Source organism: Rubellimicrobium mesophilum DSM 19309, from assembly GCF_000600335.2.
In the GTDB taxonomy this organism is placed as follows: Bacteria; Pseudomonadota; Alphaproteobacteria; order Rhodobacterales; family Rhodobacteraceae; genus Rubellimicrobium; species Rubellimicrobium mesophilum.
Genome location: NZ_KK088571.1, coordinates 17,501 through 40,281, shown reverse-complemented (window position 1 = coordinate 40,281; position 22,781 = coordinate 17,501). Strand labels below are relative to the sequence as shown.

Below are 22,781 nucleotides of genomic sequence, written 5' to 3'. Positions count from 1 at the left end.
TCCAGATCGCCCAGCGAAAGGTTCAGGGGCTCTTAGCCCTCTGTCTCGGCCAGTGCCGGGTTCTCAGGCTCGACGGGCAGGTGGATGGGCAGCATGACGCTGAGGTCGCGCCAAGCCTGCGCGAGGCGTTGGCCCAGGACCCAGAGCTGCTCAAGCGCCTCGCGGCCGCTGTCGCGAGGGTCGGTGTTGTGGGGCGGGGTCATGGCGTCTCTCCGTTGTCCTGCGAGGATGCGGGGCGGATCACCGCCACCTCTCTACTGTCCCAGCCGGGCCCGCCATGGGGCGCAGCCACCCGCCGGAAGCGCCGCGGGTCTGCCGCCACACGCATCACCTCGACCCCGCCCGCGGGCTGGTGCTCGTTGGTCCAGGGGCCCTTGATCACCACGGCCATCTCCGGGGGGAGCCGCCCCAGCGCCTGCACCAGCGCCTGGGCGGAAATGGGCGCGACCGGCAAAGTGACGCGGGATACCCCCTCCCCCTCCTCCGGCCCCCAATCCGGGTCGCGCCAGTGCTCGGGCACGTCGGGGGACAGCAGGCACACCGGGCACAGAGTGGTGAGCCAGTCACCCCTCCAGGCCACCTGCGAGGGCCCGCCGCAGTTCTCGCAGATCTGCCCCGAGGCGGCCTCGGCCAGCTGCAGGAGCTCCCACACGCGATCATTGCCCGTGCTGGCGTAGATCCTGAGCTGGCCGTACTTCTCCTTCACCTGGATGACCCGCAAATCGGCGAGGCCGTCCTCCTCCACGATGAGCCGGAGGTTGGCCAGGCACCCCTGGATGAGCGGCAGCCAGCCCGGGCCGCAGGAGAAACCGAATGCCATGAGAGTCTCGCGCGGGCTGTGAGGCGCGGAGCCGAACAGGTCGGCAAAGTCGTCCATCATCTCGAGGACGGGCGGGGACAGGTCGAGGGATCGCATGGGGAGAGCTCCTGCTGGAGACGAGTGGAACGGGGTTGGGGGTCAGGCTCGCGGGGCCGGGAGGCCGGATCGTCGGCCCCTCAGCCTATGGTGCCTTCGGCCAGCCGCCGCGCGGCCAGTAGGACGGCGTCGCGGTCGTCGAGCCGCTCGCAAGGGTAGTCGCCGCCCAGCCAGCCATTGGCCGAGGCGAACCAGAACGCGACCTGCCAAGCGGTCATGTCCTGCGGAAGCAGCGTAAGGATCTCGCCCACCACGGCCCGCGGCTGGCCCGAGGCGTCAAGCTGGAACACGGAAACAAGCACCCGGCTCTTCCACTCGACCCCGAAGAGGCGTCGTTCGTCGAGCCAAGCCCACAGCGACTGCGCCGGGTCCACGTCGCTCCCGACGCCCTCCGTCGCGCCCACCCCAACGCCCGCCTGATGTGGACGACCCATCCGGCCTCCCACGTCGAGGACCGGCATCTCGCGCAGGAGGTCGGCGCGGAGCCGGAGGTTGGCCTGCCGAAGCCTTTGCTCCGCGTGAGAGGGCGGCGTGCCGGCGGGTCGGTCCGCCTCGGGATCATCGCTCATGGCTGGCTTCCTCACAGGTAGACCCCGGCCTCAAGGGCCGACAGGTGATCGGCCAGGCGCTCCCGGTCCGTCTCGTTCGCGAAAAGATCGATGGGCCGCTCCCGCTCGAGCCAGAGGTTGCGGCGCAGGAGCCAGAACGGCACCTCGTCCCCAAAGATGCGGTGGACCCGCACCATGAGCCGCTCTGCGCTAGTCAGCGCCTCGCCGGTCCTACTCAGGTCTGATCGGGCCGCGCCCTCACCGGGCTCGCGGTGCCCGCCCTTTCCGTCCCGGTCTGGGCGCGACAGATCGTCCAGCGGCTCCAAGATGAACCCGGCGCTCGGACTGTTCCTTGATGGCGGCACAAGGTCTGCCACTTGCCGCTCGATCCGGCGTTGCAGATCGGCGAGCCTCGCCTCCGTCTCGGCCGGGTCCATGGGCCGGGGTGGGAACGGCCTTCGCAGCTCCTCGACCGTGACCGTGTCGTCCTGTTGCCCGAGGCTCACCCAGCCATCCAGCAGTCGCGCCCAGGCTTCCCCCGGTCCGAGGGCAATGAGTGGCCTCGGGCCGAACGCGTCAGGCTCGCCCGGACGCGGGCTCACGACCCGGCCCGCCAGGTGCGGCGTCACGACGCCCAGATCCATCGCCCGCCAGTCCTCGACGTGCGGCGACCACGCGAGCTCGTCCAAGGGCGGGCCCGCCTCGGCCTGCAGGAGCGCATCTCGGCTCTCCAGGACCGCTCGGGCCTGGGTCAGGAGGCGCTCGCAAAGCCACTCCCAGTCGGCCCGGGGCAGCAACGCGCGCCCGTCAGGCCGGAGCTCTCCGGCCCGCACCAGGGGGAGGAGGAGCTGTGCGGCCATGGCTGCAGGAAGCCGCTCGCGGAGGACCTCGACCCAGTCCTCTCGGTCGGAGTCGGGCCGCACCCAGTTGGGCAAGGCCGCCATCAGGCCGGCGAGCGTCAGCTCGGGATGGAGAGGATGGGCGTTAGGCTCCCGCTCGGTCATGGCTGGCCTTCCCCGAGCAGCGGCGCCAGATGGGCCATTGAGCCAAGGAGCTCGGCCGCGCGCGGCCGCAGGTCCGCGAAGTGCTGCGCCACCTGCGGGTCATCGGTCCCGATCGGCTCGGCCGCGACACCCCTTTGCCAGAACAGCGGACGCTCTTCCGCCGCCATCGGCTCGCCCAGGGCATACCAGCGCCTCCAGCTCCGGGCCCAGCCGGCCTTCGGATTAAGGCCCATCAGGAGTGAGGTGCGCATCCACCCCACCCCAAGGCGGGGGTGATGGGTGACATGACCCGCGATGACCAGCGCCCTGTGCGCGTCCAGGGCCGGCGAGCAGGGCGAGATGATGGGCTCGCGGTCCAAGTCTTCGGGTGTGGGTCCCTGCCCCACCTCCGTGAGCACCTCCGCCGTCTGGTACGGGATCGCGAACTGACGACCGATGCGCGCCAGAAGACGCGTCCAGTCCATGCGCCGGTTCTCGGCAAGGTGTGGCGGGGCCAGGTCGGCGTAGGTGTCCGCGTCGTCGTGCAGATAGGCCTGCCACACGGAAGGCAGGTCCACGAGGCGCACGGGTACATCCGGGTCGGTGAGGGGCGGCTCAGTGGCACGCTGCAGCGCGTCGAGCGCGGCCAGGAGGTCGGCCAGGGGAACGGCAGCAACGGGCACGCGATTGCGGACCATCAGTGTCTCACCTCCGCCATGTCGGCCAGTGCGGCCAAGTCCTCGATCAGGCGCACCACGGTGCGCAGGTTCAGCCGCTCATCGCCTTCGGGGTAGAGACGGATGAGCGCGGCCACGGTCTCGACCGCCTCCTCGTCCAGACCCCGACGCGCGATCTCCCGGGCGACAAAGGCCAGCATCTCGGCCCGGGTGGGCCCGCGTACGGGTACGACGCGCAGCCGCGAGGCCAGTGGCGCAGGCAGCAGGCGCGCGTCGTTCGAGGCCAGGATCCAGTTGATCCGGTCCATGCGGAACTCGAGAGCATGGTATGGGACAGCTCCAGACCCGGGCCGAGGCAGGCTCCAGGAGGGACAACAGCGACAGGTGCGCCGAGGTGGGGGTGCCTCCCTTGTACGAGTGGTGCGTCCCGCCCTTCTCGACCTCGTCCACGAAGACCAGGGGATTGCCCACACGGGTCTCCAGGATGAGCGACACGGGCCGGCCCGGGTTCGCGGAGCCCCAAGTCCTCTGAGCCCCGGCCAGGGTGAAGCCATCCGAGGAGGTAGCCACGTCCACATAGGCGTGAGGCACGCGCGAGAGCTCGGCCAAACGCAATGCCAGGTGCGTCTTGCCCACGCCGGGGCTGCCGTCGAGGAGGATGGGCCGGAAACGCAGGCCCTCCCTGGCTCTCGCACCCTGGCGCATGTCGCGCCACAGGATCTCCAGCGCCCGCGCGTGCCAAGGCATCTCCTCCAGGAGCCTGGCCGCGATCTCGTCGGCCTCGTGCTCGGACGGCTGGCCCCCGCAGTTCTACCCCGCCCATGACCGCGCGCAGGCGCTCAAGGTCCTCCTTGCGCACATGCGCGGCCCCGAACGCGGCCTCGCGAGCCCGGACCAGTGCGCGGGCGCGCCGACGGATCCGCTCCTCGTCGGTGTAGTTGAGCTTGATGAGGACGCCGCGTGGCCGCTGGGCCGGCGCCTCCACGGGAAGATCGTCGGACAGGTCGTCCTCGTCCCCAGACGACGGCTCGGCGGCGGGCTCCTCGACGCTGGCCTGCCAAGCCGCGTGGCGGGCCTTGCGCAGCTTCACGAGATAGCGCTTCAGGCGGGCCTCAATGTCGGCGGCCGTCTCGGGCCAGAGGCGCAGCTTGGGCGCGAAGGGGATGGTCTTGGGGGGCATAGGTCGTCATCCTGCGGGAGGGCACAGGCGAGGACCGACGGCGGCGCGGTGGGGTGATCTGATCGTGAAGGAGAAGAAGTCAGCGCGCGACCACTCGGTCCCCGCGAGAGCGGGGCGTCAGCAGGCAGCAGGTATGAGACCCGGAGTCAACATACCCCGAAGCTGTCGCTTGCCGCACCAAGGGTCAAGAACAATCTGACGCAGGTGATAAATGGGTGTGCGCCGATCCGAACTGAGAAGCGGACAGGAGATGGCTGGGTGAAATGAGCCGTCCGGATGGCGCGGTTGCCTACCCGGCAAGGCGACAGTCGCTCGGATGCTAGCCATGCTCTTCATGTTGCCACCTCCGAACTTTTCCTCTGGGGCAACCTCGAGGCGCCAAGACTGCCGATGACGGGAGAAGAGGACGTTCGGCTGAGCGTCGCCGTCATTCCGCCTCGGCGACCATGCCGATGCGGCTGACGGGGAGCAGAACGCCCCTTGATGTCGCTTCACCATCCACGGCGACCATGCGACCGACCAAGAATCGACAACAGGAAAGCTCCTGCGACAAACTCGCCAGCGATGTCGCGTCCACATCGACAAGGAGGCGCTCATTGCAGCCCGTGAGCGTGAACAGATAGCTGCTCATGGCTGCCATTCCGCCCGTATCGAGGGACCGCACGACTGTCCGTCCCCGTTGTGGTGCCCGGAGGAGTTCCGGCGAGACTGTCCAAGACTTAGGCAGAGCATTCCGTTCCTCACAGCTGCGTCTGGGTGATTTGGCGGGCGGCCGAGCTGCAGCGCCAACTCAGCCCGTCAAAGAAATGCCCGGGCTGCTGCGGGCCGATGTTGCGCCATGCCGCAGGTCTTGGCGGCTTGTTCCTCCTCGTCCCAGCAAGGCACCAGGACACTAGGACGAGAACGGTGACCTTATTGAAAGACATGTATCTGCTCCGCCTTGAGGGAGACGAGCGATGTGCCGCATGACATCGAGCCGGTGCTGCTGCGGCCGAGGTCTCGTGCTGAGGTCCATCGGGGCAAGCTCACCGCCAGCGGGGGTGAGAGCCAGGGGGAACATCGAACCGGAGTAACTCCGGTTCCGTGGGCTTCCGCCATTGCTCTGTCTCGGCCTGCCGTCCCAAAAGGATCGAGTTGGCAACCTGCGATGTCGCGAATGCCTGGTCGCGCAGAAAGTAGATGCCTTCCTCCCGGGTCCGAGTGCCGGATTTGCGGTCCAGAAGGCCATCTTTCCAAAGGCGCAGCGCCAGCCGAGCCTCAGGGCTTTCCGCTGTTCGGAGCTGCGCGAAAGACCTGAACCTCAATGAGAGGCGCGAGCCTGCGAGCACGGTGAACCCGGAGGGTCCGGGCCTGCCGAAGGCATGAACCTCGTCACTCGGCCTTCCAAGGATACAAGTCATGCGCAGGTAGGCTGGCCGGCGCGGGTCGAATGTGGCCTGAGCGGCCATGAACTCCTCGACCCCGGTGAGCACTCGCTCGACCACCTCCATCATCGATGGCGAGCCGGGCCAGACACAGCGGTCGAAGAACTTGACCCAAAGGTCCGTCTGGTTCGTCCAACGCGCCCAACCCCATCGATCCCAGGCCGCACGAAGGAGGCGTCTCTCGAGATCCATGGATGTCGCGAGACTCATCTGCAGGCCGGGAAAGTCGAAGACCATCAGGTATGAGAAGACCTGCCGGATGCGGCGCTGGGCTTTGAGGCGCTTTATCAGGCTGAGGGACCGACCCAGATAGATGAAATGCGGCGGTTCCACTCGGACGAACACGTAAAGGCCAGCGTCGGCGAACTCGAGCGAGTTTGCATAAACCTGCTCACATGGGAACGCCCGAAACCGCAGCATGACCGGGAGGGCGGAGTCATCTTGGTTGAACATGCGACGGAGTCCTTCAGGGCGAATGACGAGGGGAACAAGCTGGGCTCCCGGGCAGGCGGGCATCCTGTCCGATTGACGGCGAAGCTTCTCACCGATTCGGTAACAGCGCCGATGCGTCTCAACGGTCCGCGCTGCGCGACGGTTGGCAGGACGGGGAGCCTTGATCCCCGCGTTGGACCCCACACACGACCAGCCTGTTCAGACTGCGGCGGGCAAGGTAAAGTATCAGCAAAACAGCGGGGATGGTTTCCTGCCCGTTAGCAGGTCATCCCGGCTAGCGAGACGATGCCTCCCTGCCAGCCCTAGGTCTTAAGAATGCCTGACGGACCTACTGTAGGGACCATCTCATGGCGACCGGGATGACGATGCGGAGACGCCGCGCCGGGCTGACTGTCCTCCAGCGCAAGCGAGTCGTGTTCTGCAGGCAACGAAAAGCCGTTCCCTGCCGAAGAGGGTGAGTTGGTCATTGGTCCGCCTGTGAGTTGTAGTACGACGTAGTTACACCACGATGGGCGGCTGGTCAACTACGGATAACTACAAATGACGAAGAGCCTGCCGATCTCCTTTCGGCTCCCCGAAGAGACAAAGGCTGCGCTGGAGCGAGCAGCCAAGGCAGACGCCCGATCCGTTAGTTCGCTTGTGACCAAGATCCTCACAGACTGGCTCAAGACGAACGGGCATCTCGACGGGTGATGGCGCCGATGGGATCTGTTTGGTCATAAGACGCGCCGTGAAGGTCGAAGCCGGCGACATGTTAAGCCGTGTCGAAGAGGCTGCAGCGACTGATCAGAAGCTCTAGATGCTCGGCCTACTCCCCTGCTTCCGAGTGGTGGGCTCTATGGAGCCTGTCGTATCGACCGTATCGCGATACACACAGGACACCCCTCGCGTGGACCTATGATGCCTCAAGAACGGGATAACGACGTTCTGCGTGCCGCTCTTGAACTTGCAGAGCTCGGGATAGAGCCGACGCAATCACGTGTGCGCGCCCACCTGGGCAATCGCGGCTCCTATGCCACGATCAACCGGGCCCTGCGCGCCTGGCGCGCAGCCCAGCAGGAATGCGAGGCGCTCGATGAGATACCCGTCCCGGAAGAGGTGGAGCGGCTGGCTCTGGAGATAGACGCACGGGCCTGAGGAAGGCGTGCGAGATCGCCGACACCGGCAAGGCGGAACTGCGCTGCGAGATCGCGAGGCTGCAAGCGGAGAGAGACGCTGAGGCGCAGGAGCACGAGACGATCGTGAAGGAGCTCGAAGTCGAGCTTACCGGCGCTCGGGAGGAGGCCGAGCGGTATCAGGGATACTTCAACCGCTACCAGGCGGACTGCGAACGGGCCATGGCCGACCTCAGGTAGTAGCTCTGGGACGAGCGCGGGAACACGCGCTTCCTGCGCCAACGCGTGGACGAGCATGCGGCAACGATCGCCGATCTGCGCAAGAGGCTCGTGGCCGCGAACGCCGGGACCCAGGGCCTGATCGTGGAGGCGCCGGCGCCCGCCCTGCCCCAACCCGGGCCGCCGGTGGACGCAACGCCGGACGGGAGCGCTTCGCCGCCTGACTGAACGGTCCATGTGCTGGCCCGGAGGTCTGCTCGCTGCAGCCCGTCGCATCAGGAGCGCCAAGGCGAGGGACCAGCCTCGAAATCGTCCCCAGGATCAAGCGCGCCGTCGTTGGTGGAGTTGGCGTCCACGGCCTCCGATCCATCCGGGCTGTTCGGCTCCGTCGTTGGGCCGACGGTTGGGCTGTTGCCCGATGTCACGGTCAGAGCCTCGTCCGAGGGCTCCTGCCCCAATGGGTCAGGCCTGACTTCCTCATAGCCGTCCGCCGTCGGCCTCAGGATGGTGACTGGCAGGTGGAGGTTCAGCTCGGACAGGCCGTGCTCCCAGGCGGGCACCTTGGCCTTATCCTCGGTGCCGGCGGTCTCCGGCAGGACGACTATCACCCGAACGGGCGCCGAGACCTCGACCGCCTTTCGCACGGCCGCGACGGCGCGAGCGGAGTCATGCACCGCCTCGTGGAGGACCAGCCAACCGACTTGCGACAGACTGGCGGCCGGCGGGGAGGCGGCCCACGCGATGAAGCGATCGCGCGATGGGGCGTCCGCGACCACGACCAGGGTCTGCGACCGCCTTACGTCCCCGGCATGGAAGGCTGTCGACCCAAGTCGCGCCGCGATCTGCTCCAGAAGCCGCTCCGCGGCCGGGCCGCTTACGCCCCCGGCGGCGAAGCGGAGCACGCCTTCGCTCCAGAGCATCAGGGGCATCCCCGGAAGCTTGAGCGTCAGGGTGGAGCCCGGACCCGACACGCCGTCCGGGCGCCGCACGGGGCGCACAGCCACGCGGGAGCCGGGCATCACGCCTTGCGCCGCATCGCGCAGGAGGCGCAGGCGCTCCGCGAGGCTCCCGGCGGGCGGCCTCGCCCGACTGGATGGAACAAAGTCGTCGCGGCTCGCCGTGCCGGGAGGCCGGCTCAGCCCGGCGGCGCGGCCGGCGACCTCAGGCCCTCCGACGCCACCTCCGACGTCGGCTCCCCCGCGAGCCAGTCCATCATGGTCGCCATCTGCTGCGACAGCACCGCGATCTGCCGCGCCTGCGCCTCCTGCCGGACTCCGATGCGCTGAAGCTCCACCCCGATCTGCCCCAGCGTGCCCTCCGGCGCCGAGACCCGCTCCATCGCCTCCGCCGCCCGCGCGAGGCTCAGCGCCAGGGCCGCGAGGTGCTGCAGCATCTCCGCGATCTGCTGGGCCGCGTCCCCCGACGGCGCGTCCAGCCGCTCCAGCAGGCGGCTCAGGAGCCCACTCACCAACTGGAGCTGCGGCTGCAGGGCCGTCGCGTCCGGCAGAGCCGAGGGCCGCGTCTCGGGAGCCGGGGAGGCCGGCTCGGGCGAAGGCGTCGAGGTGGTCATGAAGTCTCTCCAGGGAACGGGTGCAGATGGCTAGGGACGTGGTCAGCGCCGGCGGGATGAGCCGCGCCACATCGGCACGGGCGAGGCGCGGAGCGAGAGCTCGGGCGAGTTCTTGGCTCCGGACAAAGAGGCGGCTCAGGAGCCGCTGGGCTCCTCCGGGCCGAGCAAGGCGCCCAACCAGACGGTCAAGGTCGAGACGGTGCCGTTGGTGCTCGCCAGTTGCATCTCGAGCGACATGATACGCTGCTCGAGCCGCGCTTCCCGCCCTTGCGCCTCCTGCTCCACCCGGACCAACTGGTCGAGGAGCTGACGTTCCAGAGGCGTGAGGCCGGGCGGCCGCGGCGTCGAGGGCGGACGCATAGGCTCCGACGCGGTGTTTGCTGAGGTCGTCTTCGAGGTCGGCATACGACGGAACTCCATTCGTCAGATGGGTGGTCGGGGAGGAAGAGCCGGGGACGGCTCTTAGGGATACCGGGGAACCAGAGCCGGCTGCGGGCGCGAGCTCATGGTGGCGGCTTGGGATGAGGCGAGGCGGCATCGCCCCGAGCGCGATAGACTCTCCAGCGCGATGGCTCCGACCGGCCGCTGCGATCCTCGCCAGCAGCACGTTGGGCGGCTCCACCTCGGGCCAGGCTCCCTGCCCTAGATGCGCGCGCGTGGCCCGCGCGCGCTCGGCCCAGGCGGCGCAGAGGCGCTCGGGGGCGGACGCAAGGACACGCGCCCGCTCGGCACGAAGCGCGGGCAGGTTGTACGGGCAGACGAGCGCCTCCGGCCCGGTGAAGCTCGAGGCGAAGTGCGGCCCCCTGAGCTCCAGTCGCTCGCGTGCCGGAGCACCGGGCACCCCAACGGTGACGGACTCGCGCCCGATGCGGTGAAGGACGCACCCTTCGGGCCGGATCAGCTCTACTAGCGCCGCAAGCACCTCCGCCCTGTTGCGGATCGTGCCCTCGTCCACGCGCTGAGCGATGGTTGCGGCGATCGCGAGACGCGGGTCGGGCGCCGGGAGCGCGTCGATGAGCCCCGCCTCGAACGCCCGCACCTCTTCCGCCTCGCGCTTCAGCACGTAGTCGGGCCGGACGAGGAGCCGCGCCCGCGCCGGGTCTCCGGGGTCCGCGAGCCCGAAGGCGTGGTTGATGACGTCCGTCACCGCGTCCCAGAGCAGCAGGCTGCCCCGCCGCGGCGGGTGCGGGTTGTGGGCGCGACAGGACCCGTCCGGGCGGCGGACGCCGCGGGGCAGCGCCAGGTTCACCTCGACGCGGCCGGCATGTGTGTGGGTTGTGGCGAAGACGTGCGGGCGCGGCTCAGGCGGGATACCCGCAAAGGCGGTCTCCAGAACGAGCGTAAGGGTGAGGTCCACGATCTGTCGCGCGCGCGGCTCGCCCGAGTTGAACGCACTCACCTCGAGGTCCTCGGGCGCGAAGGACAATGTCAAGGCGGTGTACTTCCTCTCTGACGTCTGCTGGCGCAGGGTCATGCGCAGGAGCGCCTGGTCACCCAGCAGTACCTCGGGGGCGGGATCGCGGACGAGCTCCACCACGCGCCCGCTCACCTCCTTCCGCACGACCGGGGCTGCCATGTAGTCGGTGAGCGCACGGAAGCGGTCGCGGTCGGGCAGCACGCGAGCCAGCGCGCCCGGCTCCTCCGTATGCGGCGACCAGACGATCATCATGGGGCCACCTCGGCGTCCCCGCCGCGAGCCTCGGGGTCATGCGCCGCCTCGCCATAGCCGTCCTCCTGCGACTCCTCCGCCTCGGCCCCCCACAGCGTCCAGGGCATCGCCTGCGCGCGGATAGCACGGTCGAGGCTCACAAGGGCGGCCGCCACCCCGAGCGCGTCGAGCGGGTCCTCGCGGTCGCGCACCGCGAGGAGGATATCGGCCATTTTGCGGTCGAGGCCGGTCAGGAGATGAACGGTCTCGCGCCAGTCGGCGCGCTCGACGTGCTGGACGCCATCCATGGCTTTCGCGGCGGCCGCCCCGATGGGCAGGCCCATGGCCCGCGCGCCCTCCTCGATGCGCAGCCGCTCGAGGGGCGTGACATGGATCTCCCAGCGCTGGCGCTTCGAGAGTTCGTCCTTGCGAGGGCGTGCCATCGGTCGTGCTCCTGTCCGTCGCTCCCGCCCCGACGAAAAACCCCGGGGTGCCTGGGAGACTTGCTCAGCGGAGCATCCCAACAGTTGCTGAAAAGCCAAAGGACAAGTGGAACAATCTCTTCCAGCAAGATCATCAGGGTGTGGCGACAGCCAAGGACGCTGTCATTCCAGTCACGGTTGAAGGTGAACTCAGGGTGAAACTTCGCTCAGCCGCCGTCCGTCCCAGGCAGGCGATGTCTCGTTTCGATCGACCTCTTCTATACACTTGTGCTGCCGGTAAGGCATGGAACTGCTATCTACCCTCTCGGGCAGGGCTGCGAGCGGGTCCTGCCGAGAGGTGGCGAAGCAGACATGCGCTTTACAGCTCCATTCCAGGAAACGCCGACTGAGGTCCTGTCCGGCCTTGTCGAGCGCGTGACCTTCCACTCCGCCGAGAGCGGCTTTTGCGTTCTTCGCGTGAAGGCGCGCGGGCAGCGCGATCTCGTGACGGTGGTGGGCCATGCCGCGATGGTGTCGGCGGGCGAGTGGATCACCGCCTCTGGCGAGTGGGCGAACGACAGCACGCATGGCCTGCAGTTCCGCGCGCGGTTCCTGAAGACCTCCGAGCCCACCTCCGCGGAGGGCATCGAGCGCTACCTGGGGTCGGGGATGATCCGCGGCATCGGCCCGGTCTACGCCAAGCGGCTGGTCCAGCTCTTCGGGACCGAGGTGTTCGACGTCATCGAGGCCAGCCCTCAGCGCCTGCGCGAGGTGGGCGGCATCGGCCCCAAGCGCATGGCGCGGATCACCTCGGCTTGGGCCGAGCAGAAGGTCATCCGCGAGATCATGGTCTTCCTGCATTCCCATGGCGTGGGCACCGCGCGGGCCGTGCGCATCTTCAAGACCTACGGCGCCGACGCGGTGCAGGTGATGAGCGAGAACCCCTACCGGCTCGCGCGAGACATCCGGGGCATCGGCTTTCGCACCGCCGACGTGATCGCAGCCAAGCTCGGCATCGAGCGGACGGCTATGATCCGGGTGCGGGCGGGCATCTCTTTCGCGCTGACCGAGGCCATGGGCCAGGGACACTGCGGGCTGCCCGTCGAGGAGCTGACCGCCTTGGCCACGAAGCTTCTGGAAGTACCAGGGGACCTGATCGTCTCGGCCATGGAACTGGAGGTGAGCGAAGGCACAGTGATCGCCACCCCTGTGGGCGAGACGCCCTGCCTGTTCCTCGCGGGGCTCTACCACGCCGAGCGCGGCATCGCTGAGCGGGTGCGGGCGCTTGCCTCGGGTCCCCTGCCCTGGCCCGCCATCGACGCCGACAAGGCCTTGCCTTGGATCGAAGAACGCACGGGCCTGAGCCTTGCCCCATCCCAGGCCGAGGCCGTGCGCCTGGCGCTACGCTCCAAGGTGCTCGTGGTGACCGGCGGGCCAGGGGTGGGCAAGACCACGCTGGTGAACTCAATCCTGCGCATCCTCGGAGCCAAGGGCGTGCGGCTCCTCCTCTGCGCCCCCACGGGCCGCGCGGCCAAGCGCATGTCCGAGGCCACGGGCCTGGAGGCGCGGACCATCCACCGGCTGCTGGAGCTCGATCCCAAGAGCTTCGGCTTCAAGCGCAACGAGGACAGCCCCCTCGACTGCGACCTCCTCGTGGTGGACGAAAGCTCCATGATCGACGTGCCGCTCATGCAAGCGCTGCTTAGGGCTGTGCCGGACGAGGCCGGCCTCCTCCTCGTTGGCGACATCGACCAGCTGCCCTCCGTGGGCCCGGGCCAGGTGCTCGCCGACCTGATCGGCTCAGGGACAGTGCCGGTGGTGCGCCTGACCGAGGTGTTCCGCCAGGCCGCCCAGAGCCGGATCATCGCCAGCGCGCACCGCATCAACCAGGGCCAGATGCCGGACCTCGGCCGCCCCGAGCCGGGCTCCGACTTCTACTTCGTTCCCGCCGAGGAGCCGGAGGCCGCCGTCGAGCGGGTGCTGGCGCTCGTCACCTCGCGCATCCCGCGAAGCTTCGGGCTCGATCCGGTGCGCGACATCCAGGTGCTCTGCCCCATGAACCGGGGCGGCGTGGGCGCGCGGGCGCTCAACGTGGCGCTGCAGGCGGCACTGAACGGCAGGGCCGAGCCACGAGTGGAGCGGTTTGGCTCCGTCTTTGCGCCCGGCGACAAGGTCATGCAGGTGGAGAACGACCACGAGCGGGAGGTCTACAACGGCGACCTCGGGATCGTGGAGCGGGTGGACACGGAGGAGAGCGAACTCACGGTGCGCTTCGAGGGGCGGCAGGTCACCTACCCGCTCAGTGAGCTCGACGCGCTGCAGCCCGCCTATGCGGTCACCATCCACAAGAGCCAGGGCTCCGAGTACCCGGCCGTGGTCATCCCGTCCTCACCCAGCACTACACCATGCTGCAGCGCAACCTCCTCTACACCGGCGTGACCCGGGGCAAGCGGCTCGTGGTGCTGGTGGGGCAACGAAAGGCGGTGGGTATGGCCGTCAGGAACGCCTCAGGGCGGCAGAGGTGGTCGAAGCTGAGGGAGTGGCTGCAGGGCGACGGGCCACGACCCGACGTCGCGATGACGGTGGGAGGCTGACCTGATGGCGTCCAAGACAACCCTGAACGCCAGGAACCTGGAAGCGCTCGGGGCCAAGCGCCTGGCCGAGCTCCTGATCGAGCTGAGCACGGGGGATGCCGCGGCCAAGCGCCGCCTGCGGCTCGAGCTTGCCGGCACGACCGGTACAGGAGAGGTGGTGCGCGAGATCCGCAAGCGCCTCACCGCGATCGCGAAGTCCCGCTCCCATGTGGACTGGCAGAAGCGCAAGGCGCTGGTGAAGGACCTCGACACGCAGCGCCGGGCCATCGTGGAGCAGGTGGCGAAGGGTGACCCGGCCGAGGCGCTGGAGCTGATGTGGCGCTTCCTGGGGCTGGCGGACTCCGTCTTCGAGCGCTGCGACGACAGCAGCGGGACGGTGAGCGCCGTCTTTGCCACGGCGGTTGCTGACCTCGGCGAGATCGCGACAGCCGCGCAGCCCGAGCCTGCGAGGCTCGCCGATGAGGTGTTCCAAGCTCTGACCGACAACGGCTACGGCCAGTACGACGACCTGATCGAAGTTCTGGCCCCGGCTCTCGGACTGGAAGGTCTGGAGCACCTGAAGAGCCGAATGCTCGCCCTGGCGGGACAGTCGGTCGGGCGCTCATCCAGCGGCAAGCAGCAGGTCGTGGGTTACGGGCTCTCTGGTCCCGTCTATGCCGACGAGATGGCGGAGCGCTCGCGGCAGAGCACCGTGCGCTTGGCTCTCATGGACATCGCCGATGCTCAGGGTGACGTCGACGCCTTCATCCGCCAGTACGACGAGCGCGCACGCAAGATGCCGAAGATCGCGGCCGAGATTGCGCGGCGCTTGCTGGCGGCCGGCCGGACGGAGGAAGCATGGCAGACGATCGAGGCCGCCACGCCAAAGGGCAGCGGCAGGGACGCCCCCGACCTCGATTGGGCGGATGCGCACATCGAGGTGCTCGAGGCGCTTGGCCGGGCCGAGGAGGCCCAAGCCGCTCGGTGGTCCACTTTCGAGCAGGCGCTCTCGGCGGAGCACTTGAGGGCCTTTCTGAAGCGCCTGCCTGACTTCGAGGACCTGGAGGCGGAGGAACGGGCCCTGGCTCACGTCGAGCGTCACAGGAGCTTGCTCCACGCCCTAGCGTTCCTGGTGTCCTGGTCAGCGCTCGACCGGGCAGCCGCGCTTGTGCTCCGCCGCGCGAAGGAGCTCGACGGCGACCACTACGAGGTGCTGACCCCGGCCGCGGACGCGCTCTCGGCCAGGCACCCGCTCGCCGCTACGCTGGTGTTGAGGGCGATGATCGACTTCGCCCTGAGCCACAGCCGGGCCAGCCGCTACCGCCATGCCGCCCGTCACCTGCTCGAATGCGAGAGCCTCGCGACTTCTGTCCCGGACTGGGGCGATGTCGAGACACAAGGGGCCTACTTGGCTCGTTTGAAGAAGCAGCACGGGCGCAAGAGTGCCTTCTGGAGCTCACCGGAACTGACCAAACCAGGGCTTGTGCGTTGAAGAGCTATGAGAAGGCCACTTGCGGCAGTTGAGGTCTGGGCGGCAATCGAGCCGCTGCTGATGTCCGAACCATCATGCCCCAGCTCGACCAACCCCGCTGCGACGACCAGTGACCTTGTCCGCGATCATCTTCGAGCTGCACCGGGCATCTTCTGAAAACCGCAGCCAGACAAGTTGAGCTAATCGGCACTGTCCTGGTGGCGCCGACCTTGGGACTGGCAGGAAGCTGGAGTTTGGGTCAGCTCCGTCGTGCGGCGCGAGCGACTGGCGGATGCGGCCGCAACACCGTGCATAGCGCTGGACGGCGTTCAGGATCGGCCCATAGGCTGCGCTCACAGCCTCTGGGTAGGATGCCTGCGCATGGCTTGGAATCTGACCTCCAGCACCTTCTTGGCTGAGCCCCAGCCCCTGCTCGCGCAGATGCGTGCGGCCGGACCTCTGGTCGAGACACGCGTGCCGCTGATCGGCCGGACCTGGGTTACCACGACCGATGCGGCCGCCCGCGCGCTCCTCAAGGACCCGCGCTTTGTCCGCGACCCGAAGGGTGCCACCGGACGGACCATGCGGCAGACCCTGTGGTTCCTGCCCCGCTTTCTCTCGCCCATGCTCGACAGCCTCATTCTCAAGGACGGCGAGGACCACCGGCGCCTGCGTAGCCTTGTGGATCGCGCCTTCGCCCGAACGGCCATCGACGACCTCGTGCCCGACTTCGTCCAGATGGCGGACAGCCTCCTCGACAGCTTGGACCCCGCCCGGCCCGTGGATCTCAAGGCAGCCTACGCGCGTCGTTTGCCCTTGCTGGCCATCTGCTCGCTCCTCGGAATTCCCGCGGCTGACCGCGAGCGCGTCACACGCTGGATCACGCCGCTCTCCGATCCCGGCCCCACTACAATCTTGCGAGCCATGCCGGGCCTCTGGCGCGTCCTGCGCCACTTCCGAGCCGACCTCGAGACGGTGCGCCGCACGGAGCGCGCCGGCCTCATCCGCGAGCTCGTGCGCGCCGAGGACGAGGGCGGGCGGCTCTCGGAGGAGGAGGTGCTGTCAATGGTCGTGCTCCTGTTCCTTGCAGGGCATGAGACGACCGTCCACCTCATCACCGACTCGATCGCAAGCCTGCTCTCTGACCCCCAGGTCCGAGAGGAAGCCCTCTCCGATCCGGCGCGTCTTCCTCTCGCCGTCGAGGAGTTCCTACGCTTCCACTCGCCAGTGATGATGACCAAGATGCACTATGCCCGCGAGGACCTCGTCTTCGAGGGCGTGCCCCTGCGCAAGGGCAGCCGCGTCTCGGCACTCCTGCTGGCCGCAAACCACGACCCGGCTCGCGTCGAGGCTCCCGAGGAGCTGCACCCCCATCGCCGGCCCAATGCTCACCTAGCCTTTGGCTTCGGCCCGCACGTGTGCCTGGGCATGCAGCTGGCCCGGGCCGAAACACGGGTCGCCATCGCCCGGTTCTTCAGGAGGTTCCCTGAGGCTAGCCTGATTGAGCAGCCTGCCTACGCCCGTCGCTTCGGCATCCGTGGCTACCGGCGGCTCCTTGTCCGACTGCGGCCCTGACCGTCATTCAAGAAGTGCGACCGCAAGGTTAGGGCTTTGCGTCATGCTTTCCAGGCAGGATCTTCTGTGTGAGGGGTGTTGCTTCTTGGATTTTCGCGAGCAGCTCAGCGGCTTCGACGTCCATAGCACGGGCAAGGGCTACGAACTCCACAACGTCTAGTCTCCGAACACCTAATTCGATCTTGGCCAAGAAGGTGTAGCTGCATCCGAGGCTGTCGGCGAACTGCCGTTGAGACATCCCTCTTGAATTCCTGATCTCTGCGATGGCTCGGCCCAATGCCAGGAGACCATCGCTTCGTATCGTGCGTGTCATGTGCGTCCGCTGGTTGCCCTTGACAGCGGCGTAATCCGAGGTCCCAATGCACCTAAATCGGGTGCAGTCGGGAGACGAGATGAGCTTCGCTTTTTCCGACGACAAACGGCTCATGCCTCAGCAACTACCCTGTCGGGAGCGTCATGTCGGACGAAGTGGTGATGCCACCAGCGCATATGGTCTGCGCCTCTTCGCGCCAACGACAGTGCGCCGGAAGCTCTCTGTGACGGAGTGACTAGCGTCATGATCCGTACGAAGCTCTGGCGTCCGAAGAGTTCAATGAGCAGTTCGACTGTGCTTCGGACGCCTGCGTCCGCCCGTTCCCAGGCGACCCCTCCCTGCTGGAGATCCAGTGCGAGAAGGCGTGGTTAGCCCGTAATCGTGCGCTGCCTGACGATCGGATCTTCGGTCCTCCTGACCCAAGTTGGGGTTTGAGATGTCGACCCGATCAAGTTGCAACAATTTGTCAATGTCGCTCTGTCAGAATGCCGTTCCAGCGCTGGGGACCGCCTGCAATCGGGCAGGCGGCCCGCTTGGCAGCATACGGAGACGGCCATGAGTGATATATACAACGACGACCAGAAGCCGGTGGCGACGAGCGAAGATCACCCCACCGACGGCCTCGGCGGGGACGACAGCTCGCGGCCCGAGGAAACCATGCCCCTGGGTGACGACGCCGCGGCTGTAGCCACCCAGGACCCGCGTTCGGTGAGACTGACGAGCGAACACTCCTCGCTGCCGGACACTGCCCTCGGAACGGAAGACGAGCGGCCCCTCTCGAAGGCCAAGCTCATGGAGCTTGGCCGCAGGTTCGCCAAGAAGCAGAAGGAGGACCGCCGCAAGGCGCGGGCGCGCGCCGCTCAAGAGAAGGCCATGGGCCTCCTGACCATCACGCTCAAGTGCCACAAGGCCGATCGCCGGCTGATAATGGGTGCGGGGAAGGAGATCATCATCCTCCTCGGCCATATGCGCGAGGCGAACCTCAACCCTGGCTCCTTCGAGGACGGCCTGACCAAGTTCCTCGAAGACTACTACCAGACCCATGTCGGGCCGCATGTGAAGAAGAAGCGATAAGCATCACGACGCGGGGCCCCAGTGGTGCCCCGCGTTTCCTCCGGCTCGCATGATGCCGCCTGGAGGCACAGAGCATCGATGAAGGTCGAAGCGCTATGCCGTCCCTGCCCTCCCTTGCGACCACTGTCCACGATATTCGACAAGCCGGGCATTCGGAAAGGCATTCTCCCCATCCGACTTTCATCAGCAGCCAATAGACTGATCTCGAGGACCTCTCGGCATGACCGCGGGGCACAAACTGAGGACAAACAGCAACGCGGCCTCGATCGGGGCCGCGGGGCAGGAGCAGACAGGCGATGACAACGAATTTGGCGAAGAACACGACCCCCGAAGCGGGACGGTTTATGGGACCTAAGATGGAGGAGGCCCTTGCTCCTGCGGGCAGCATGGACCCGCCTACCTCCGAGGCGGCCCATGCCGGCCAGGAGCCGGCTCTCGCCCTGCACATGGGCCTGCCGGGCACCCGGCTCGACATGGTCTTAGGCGGCCCGCATCCGCTGCTGGTGGCGCTCGTGCGTCACCTCGCCCGTGTCGCCGCACGGGCCGACCACGCTGGCATGTCCGCAATCACGAACAACGACGACACGACCGAGGAGAACCTCTGATGCCCGGCTTTCTCCCCGCCGCCATCTACACCCGCTACTCGTCCGACCGGCAGCGGGACGCCTCTCTCGAGGACCAGGAGCGCGGCGGCCGCAAGCGCGCCGCCGACCTGGGCCTCGATGTGGTCGCGATCTACGCCGACCGTGCGATCTCGGGCGCCGAGTTCCTCCGCCCCGACTTCCAGCGCCTGATCGAGGATGCGCGCCGCAAGCGCTTCCTTGTCGTGATCGCCGAGAGCCTCGACCGCTTCAGCCGCGATCAGGAGCACATCGCGGGCTTCTACAAGCAGATGCGTCATCTGGGCGTTCGGATTATTACTGTCGCGGAAGGCGAGATCAACGAACTCCATATCGGGCTCAAGGGCACGATGAACGCGCTCTACCTCAAGGACCTGGGCGAGAAGACACACCGTGGGCTCGAGGGCCGGATCAAGGAAGGCAAGAGCGCGGGCGGCAACGCTTTCGGCTACCAGGTGGTCAAGCGCTTCGCCCCCGACGGCACGCCCGAGCGTGGCGACCGCAGCATCGATCCCGGGCAGGCCGAGGTTGTCCGCCGCATCTTTGAGGAGTACGCCTCCGGCTTGTCCTCACGCGCCATTGCGGCCCGCCTCAACGAGGACGGCATTCCCGGCCCGAGTGACGACGGTTGGGGCGCCTCCACGATCCACGGCAACCGCGAGCGGGGGACCGGCATCCTCAACAACGAGCTCTACATCGGCCGGCTCATCTGGAACCGGCAGAGCTACCGGAAGGATCCCACGACGGGCAAGCGCCAGGCCCACCTGAACCCGCCGTCCGAGTGGCTCACCGAGAGCGTCCCCCATCTCCAGATCGTGGAGCAGGAACTCTGGAACCGGGTGCGCGAGCGCCAGGCCAGCAACATCGTCAAGAACACCCCGACCAGAGCTGGGACCGCCGTCGCCCCCGCTATCTCTTCTCCGGCCTGATGGTCTGCGGCCTGTGCGGCTCGGGCTTCTCCAAGGTCGGCAAGAACCGCTTCGGCTGCTCGGCCGCGCGCAACAAGGGCTCGGCCATCTGCACGAGCCGGGCCACCATCCGGCGCGAGGACCTCGAGGGACGCGTGCTGCATGCCCTCACCGAGCACCTGATGGACCCCGAGCTCGTCGCGGTCTTCTGCAAGGAGTATGCGGCCGAGCGGAACCGTCTCCGGGCGAGTGCCGGCGCCACCCGCGCCGCCAAGGAGGCGGAGCTTCAGAAGGTCCGGCGCGAGCACGCCAACCTGGTCAAGAGCATCAGGGACGGCATTCCGGCAGCGCTGGTGCGCGACGACCTCGTGGCGCTCGATACGCGTCGCCAGCAGATCGAGGCCGAGCTGGCCGCAGATCCCTCGGACAACCCCGTCCGGCTGCATCCCAGCCTGGCGCAGACCTACCGCACCCGCGTACGGGAGCTCGTGGTCAGCTTGGCGGACGCAGACCCGGAGCAGTCGCTTGAGGCCCGTGAGGCCATCCGGGCGCTCGTCGACCGCATCGTGCTGACGCCCTCGCCCGAGGACCCGGCCGCCCCCGTCGTGGATCTGGAGGGCGCGCTGGCCGGGCTGCTGGCCCTGGCGACGGCGCGCGATAGGGCCGGCGCAAATGCGAACAAGGCCGCCCCTTTCGGGACGGCCTTGCAATCAGTTTTGGTTGCGGGGGCAGGATTTGAACCTGCGGCCTTCAGGTTATGAGCCTGACGAGCTACCGGGCTGCTCCACCCCGCGGCGAGGCGTGTCTGATCCGGAGGGTCCCTGGGCTTGGGGGGCCTGGGGCGCTGGGAGAGAGAGGGGGGCTCTGGTCAGGTCTGGCGGTGACTTACTCTCCCGCGTCTATGACGGCGCAGTACCATCAGCGGATGCGCGCTTAACGGCCGAGTTCGGGATGGGATCGGGTGTGTCGCGCAGCCTATGGCCACCAGACCGGATCAGGGCCCCTTGTGAACATCAGGTTCCAAGCCTTGCACACCATGGATTGTGCATGACTTCGTCGCTCCTGGACGGCGGGGATCTGCCCTGCCCGTCACTGGATCGGATCAAGCCTATCGGACGATTAGTACCGGTCAACTGAGCGCATTGCTGCGCTTACATCCCCGGCCTATCGACGTGGTGGTCTGCCACGGTCCTCGGGGAGACCTGGTTTCGAGGGGGGCTTCCCGCTTAGATGCCTTCAGCGGTTATCCTGTCCGTTCATAGCCACCCGGCACTGCCGCAGGCGCGACAACCGGTCCACCAGTGGAACGTTCACCCCGGTCCTCTCGTACTAGGGGCAACTCCTCTCAAGTCTCCTGCACCCACGGAAGATAGGGACCGAACTGTCTCACGACGTTCTAAACCCAGCTCACGTACCTCTTTAAATGGCGAACAGCCATACCCTTGGGACCTGCTCCAGCCCCAGGATGAGATGAGCCGACATCGAGGTGCCAAACACTGCCGTCGATATGGACTCTTGGGCAGTATCAGCCTGTTATCCCCAGCGTACCTTTTATTCGTTGAGCGATGGCCCTCCCACGTGGGACCACCGGATCACTATGGCCGTCTTTCGACTCTGCTCGACGTGTCAGTCTCGCAGTCAGGCTGGCTTATGCCATTGCACTCAACGGGCGATTTCCGACCGCCCTGAGCCAACCTTCGCGCGCCTCCGTTACGCTTTGGGAGGCGACCGCCCCAGTCAAACTCCCCACCACGCAGGGTCCCGGACCCGGATGACGGGCCGCGGTTAGACATCAAGATGGCGAAGGGCGGTATCTCAAGGACGGCTCCACGGAGACTGGCGTCCCCGCTTCAAAGCCTACCGCCTATCCTGCACATCGCAATCCTGATGCCAGTGCGAAGCTAGAGTAAAGGTGCATGGGGTCTTTCCGTCTAACCGCGGGAAGCCCGCATCTTCACGGGCAATTCAATTTCGCTGAGCCGATGTTGGAGACAGCGGGGAAGTCGTTACGCCATTCGTGCAGGTCGGAACTTACCCGACAAGGAATTTCGCTACCTTAGGACCGTTATAGTTACGGCCGCCGTTTACTGGGGCTTCAGTTCGGAGCTCGCACCCCTCCCTTTAACCTTCCAGCACCGGGCAGGCGTCAGACTGTATACGTCGCCTTGCGGCTTCGCACAGCCCTGTGTTTTTAGTAAACAGTCGCCACCCCCTGGTTTGTGCCCCCGCCCAATGCTTGCGCACCAAGCGGGCCTCCTTCTCGCGAACTTACGGAGGTATTTTGCCGAGTTCCTTCAACATCGTTCTCTCAAGCGCCTTGGTATGCTCTACCAGTCCACCTGTGTCGGTTTCGGGTACGATCTCACGGAGGGCTATTTCCAGGAACCGCTCAGCTGCCAGACCAATCCGATAAGGCCCAACAACACCTGCGATCCGTCACATCCTCCTGGCCCGGGACTATTAACCCGGTTCCCATCGACTACGCCTCTCGGCCTCGCCTTAGGGGTCGGCTCACCCTGCTCAGATTAGCTTTAAGCAGGAACCCTTGGACTTTCGGCGGGAGGGTCTCTCACCCTCCTTGTCGCTACTCATGTCATCATTCTCACTGGCGATCTCTCCACCCAATGGCTCACGCCCGGGCTTCATCGAAAGCGCTTCGCTTCCTCTTGCTTGCGCTACCGCTTCGCTACTTGAGCGCGGAGTTGCCCCCCGCCCGTTCGCTCCTCGGCAGCCAAGTCAGAAGAAGCAAGGCACTGTATCACGCCACGCTCTGCTACCACGCATCCAGAGGATGCATCCTCAGCTTCGGCTCACGGCTTGAGCCCCGTTACATCTTCGCCGCAGGACAACTTGTCTAGACCAGTGAGCTGTTACGCTATCTTTAAAGGATGGCTGCTTCTAAGCCAACCTCCTGGTTGTTTTGGTCGTCCCACCTGCTTTCCCACTTAGCCGTGAATTGGGGGCCTTAGCTGGAGGTCAGGGTTGTTTCCCTCTCCACGCCGGACGTTAGCACCCGACGTGTGTCTGCCAGATAGTGCTCCTCGGTATTCGGAGTTTGGTTAGGCTCAGTAAGTCTGTGGGACCCCATCACC

At 66.9% G+C, this 22,781-nt stretch carries 22 protein-coding genes, 1 tRNA gene, 2 rRNA genes and 2 pseudogenes (1 of these 27 cut by a window edge); 10 read left to right on the top strand and 17 right to left on the bottom strand.

Translation table 11 applies throughout. The features are described 5' to 3' along the window. Window positions 1-32 precede the first annotated feature (32 nt). From RUMESO_RS25125 to RUMESO_RS28515, 7 genes and pseudogenes are all read right to left on the bottom strand, one after another. On the bottom strand, window positions 33-203 hold the full coding sequence (locus tag RUMESO_RS25125) for a hypothetical protein (protein WP_156362876.1): 171 nt from the start codon (window positions 201-203) through the stop codon (window positions 33-35). Next, window positions 200-916 (bottom strand): hypothetical protein, encoded by a 717-nt coding sequence (locus RUMESO_RS10915; RefSeq protein ID WP_037280190.1) that lies wholly within the window; start codon window positions 914-916, stop codon window positions 200-202. The genes RUMESO_RS25125 and RUMESO_RS10915 overlap by 4 nt, the downstream gene beginning before the upstream one ends. Window positions 917-996: 80 nt before the next feature. Then, window positions 997-1,485: a hypothetical protein gene (locus tag RUMESO_RS10910; protein ID WP_051521238.1), complete on the bottom strand. Its 489-nt coding sequence runs from the start codon at window positions 1,483-1,485 to the stop codon at window positions 997-999. A gap of 11 nt (window positions 1,486-1,496) precedes the next feature. Further along, window positions 1,497-2,468 carry a hypothetical protein gene (locus RUMESO_RS26375; RefSeq protein WP_037280189.1) on the bottom strand — a complete coding sequence of 324 codons (972 nt, stop codon included), beginning with the start codon at window positions 2,466-2,468 and terminating at the stop codon, window positions 1,497-1,499. Further along, window positions 2,465-3,145 (bottom strand): DUF6634 family protein, encoded by a 681-nt coding sequence (locus RUMESO_RS10900; RefSeq protein WP_037280188.1) that lies wholly within the window; start codon window positions 3,143-3,145, stop codon window positions 2,465-2,467. Before RUMESO_RS10900 ends, RUMESO_RS26375 begins: the two co-directional genes overlap by 4 nt. After that, on the bottom strand, window positions 3,145-3,432 hold the full coding sequence (locus tag RUMESO_RS10895; protein ID WP_051521237.1) for a hypothetical protein: 288 nt from the start codon (window positions 3,430-3,432) through the stop codon (window positions 3,145-3,147). The genes RUMESO_RS10900 and RUMESO_RS10895 overlap by 1 nt, the downstream gene beginning before the upstream one ends. Before the next feature lie 52 nt (window positions 3,433-3,484). Continuing rightward, window positions 3,485-3,829, bottom strand: a pseudogene (locus RUMESO_RS28515) (AAA family ATPase); the annotation flags it as partial. Here RUMESO_RS28515 and RUMESO_RS10885 point away from each other — a divergent pair. Beyond that, entirely contained in the window at window positions 3,828-4,361 is a 534-nt protein-coding gene (locus RUMESO_RS10885; RefSeq protein ID WP_051521235.1) for a hypothetical protein, read from the top strand. The pseudogene RUMESO_RS28515 and the gene RUMESO_RS10885 overlap by 2 nt on opposite strands. A 370-nt stretch (window positions 4,362-4,731) precedes the next feature. On the opposite strand, the gene RUMESO_RS10880 is transcribed toward RUMESO_RS10885, so the two are convergent. Next, window positions 4,732-4,935 (bottom strand): hypothetical protein, encoded by a 204-nt coding sequence (locus RUMESO_RS10880; RefSeq protein ID WP_055725563.1) that lies wholly within the window; start codon window positions 4,933-4,935, stop codon window positions 4,732-4,734. Between the two features lie 394 nt (window positions 4,936-5,329). Continuing rightward, window positions 5,330-6,181, bottom strand: a complete 852-nt coding sequence (locus tag RUMESO_RS10875; RefSeq protein WP_037280186.1) for a hypothetical protein — start codon at window positions 6,179-6,181, stop codon at window positions 5,330-5,332. A 540-nt stretch (window positions 6,182-6,721) separates the two neighbouring features. On the opposite strand from RUMESO_RS10875, the gene RUMESO_RS28510 reads away from it, so the two are divergent. Then, on the top strand, window positions 6,722-6,874 hold the full coding sequence (locus RUMESO_RS28510; RefSeq protein ID WP_082483823.1) for an Arc family DNA-binding protein: 153 nt from the start codon (window positions 6,722-6,724) through the stop codon (window positions 6,872-6,874). A 204-nt stretch (window positions 6,875-7,078) separates the two neighbouring features. Then, window positions 7,079-7,318, top strand: a complete 240-nt coding sequence (locus tag RUMESO_RS24175; RefSeq protein WP_082483821.1) for a DNA-binding protein — start codon at window positions 7,079-7,081, stop codon at window positions 7,316-7,318. 472 nt (window positions 7,319-7,790) lie between these two features. On the opposite strand, the gene RUMESO_RS10870 is transcribed toward RUMESO_RS24175, so the two are convergent. From RUMESO_RS10870 to RUMESO_RS10850, 4 genes are all read right to left on the bottom strand, one after another. Beyond that, window positions 7,791-8,534, bottom strand: a complete 744-nt coding sequence (locus tag RUMESO_RS10870; RefSeq protein WP_037280185.1) for a hypothetical protein — start codon at window positions 8,532-8,534, stop codon at window positions 7,791-7,793. Between the two features lie 116 nt (window positions 8,535-8,650). After that, on the bottom strand, window positions 8,651-9,085 hold the full coding sequence (locus tag RUMESO_RS10865; protein WP_037280184.1) for a hypothetical protein: 435 nt from the start codon (window positions 9,083-9,085) through the stop codon (window positions 8,651-8,653). A gap of 135 nt (window positions 9,086-9,220) precedes the next feature. Beyond that, complete coding sequence (locus RUMESO_RS10860) at window positions 9,221-9,490, bottom strand: hypothetical protein (RefSeq protein ID WP_037280181.1); 270 nt, start codon at window positions 9,488-9,490, stop codon at window positions 9,221-9,223. A gap of 1,260 nt (window positions 9,491-10,750) precedes the next feature. Beyond that, window positions 10,751-11,176 (bottom strand): hypothetical protein, encoded by a 426-nt coding sequence (locus RUMESO_RS10850; RefSeq protein WP_037280179.1) that lies wholly within the window; start codon window positions 11,174-11,176, stop codon window positions 10,751-10,753. Between the two features lie 351 nt (window positions 11,177-11,527). Between RUMESO_RS10850 and recD2 the strand changes: the two are divergent. The 3 genes and pseudogenes from recD2 to RUMESO_RS10835 all read left to right on the top strand — a co-directional run bounded on the left by recD2 (window position 11,528) and on the right by RUMESO_RS10835 (window position 16,774). Further along, window positions 11,528-13,749: pseudogene (gene recD2 / locus RUMESO_RS10845) on the top strand (SF1B family DNA helicase RecD2). Between the two features lie 4 nt (window positions 13,750-13,753). Beyond that, window positions 13,754-15,220: a DUF6880 family protein gene (locus RUMESO_RS10840; RefSeq protein WP_051521234.1), complete on the top strand. Its 1,467-nt coding sequence runs from the start codon at window positions 13,754-13,756 to the stop codon at window positions 15,218-15,220. A gap of 360 nt (window positions 15,221-15,580) precedes the next feature. Continuing rightward, a complete protein-coding gene (locus tag RUMESO_RS10835; protein WP_037280177.1) occupies window positions 15,581-16,774 on the top strand; it encodes a cytochrome P450 in 1,194 nt (397 codons plus the stop codon). Between the two features lie 28 nt (window positions 16,775-16,802). Here RUMESO_RS10835 and RUMESO_RS24170 read toward each other — a convergent pair whose 3' ends face one another. Further along, complete coding sequence (locus RUMESO_RS24170) at window positions 16,803-17,087, bottom strand: helix-turn-helix domain-containing protein (RefSeq protein ID WP_082483905.1); 285 nt, start codon at window positions 17,085-17,087, stop codon at window positions 16,803-16,805. Between the two features lie 555 nt (window positions 17,088-17,642). Here RUMESO_RS24170 and RUMESO_RS10830 point away from each other — a divergent pair. From RUMESO_RS10830 to RUMESO_RS27145, 4 genes are all read left to right on the top strand, one after another. Then, on the top strand, window positions 17,643-18,161 hold the full coding sequence (locus RUMESO_RS10830; RefSeq protein ID WP_037280176.1) for a hypothetical protein: 519 nt from the start codon (window positions 17,643-17,645) through the stop codon (window positions 18,159-18,161). Window positions 18,162-18,517: 356 nt separating this feature from the next. Continuing rightward, entirely contained in the window at window positions 18,518-18,766 is a 249-nt protein-coding gene (locus RUMESO_RS25730) for a hypothetical protein (RefSeq protein WP_169791159.1), read from the top strand. Continuing rightward, window positions 18,766-19,710 (top strand): recombinase family protein, encoded by a 945-nt coding sequence (locus tag RUMESO_RS27150; RefSeq protein WP_037280173.1) that lies wholly within the window; start codon window positions 18,766-18,768, stop codon window positions 19,708-19,710. The genes RUMESO_RS25730 and RUMESO_RS27150 overlap by 1 nt, the downstream gene beginning before the upstream one ends. Further along, a complete protein-coding gene (locus tag RUMESO_RS27145) occupies window positions 19,710-20,450 on the top strand; it encodes a recombinase zinc ribbon domain-containing protein (RefSeq protein ID WP_245639245.1) in 741 nt (246 codons plus the stop codon). Before RUMESO_RS27150 ends, RUMESO_RS27145 begins: the two co-directional genes overlap by 1 nt. Here RUMESO_RS27145 and RUMESO_RS10815 read toward each other — a convergent pair. The 3 genes from RUMESO_RS10815 to RUMESO_RS10805 all read right to left on the bottom strand — a co-directional run. Then, window positions 20,407-20,483, bottom strand: a tRNA-Met gene (locus RUMESO_RS10815). The genes RUMESO_RS27145 and RUMESO_RS10815 overlap by 44 nt on opposite strands. A 78-nt stretch (window positions 20,484-20,561) precedes the next feature. Beyond that, a 5S ribosomal RNA gene (gene rrf / locus RUMESO_RS10810) occupies window positions 20,562-20,678 on the bottom strand. A gap of 109 nt (window positions 20,679-20,787) precedes the next feature. Further along, a 23S ribosomal RNA gene (locus RUMESO_RS10805) occupies window positions 20,788-22,781 on the bottom strand (it continues 895 nt past the right edge of the window).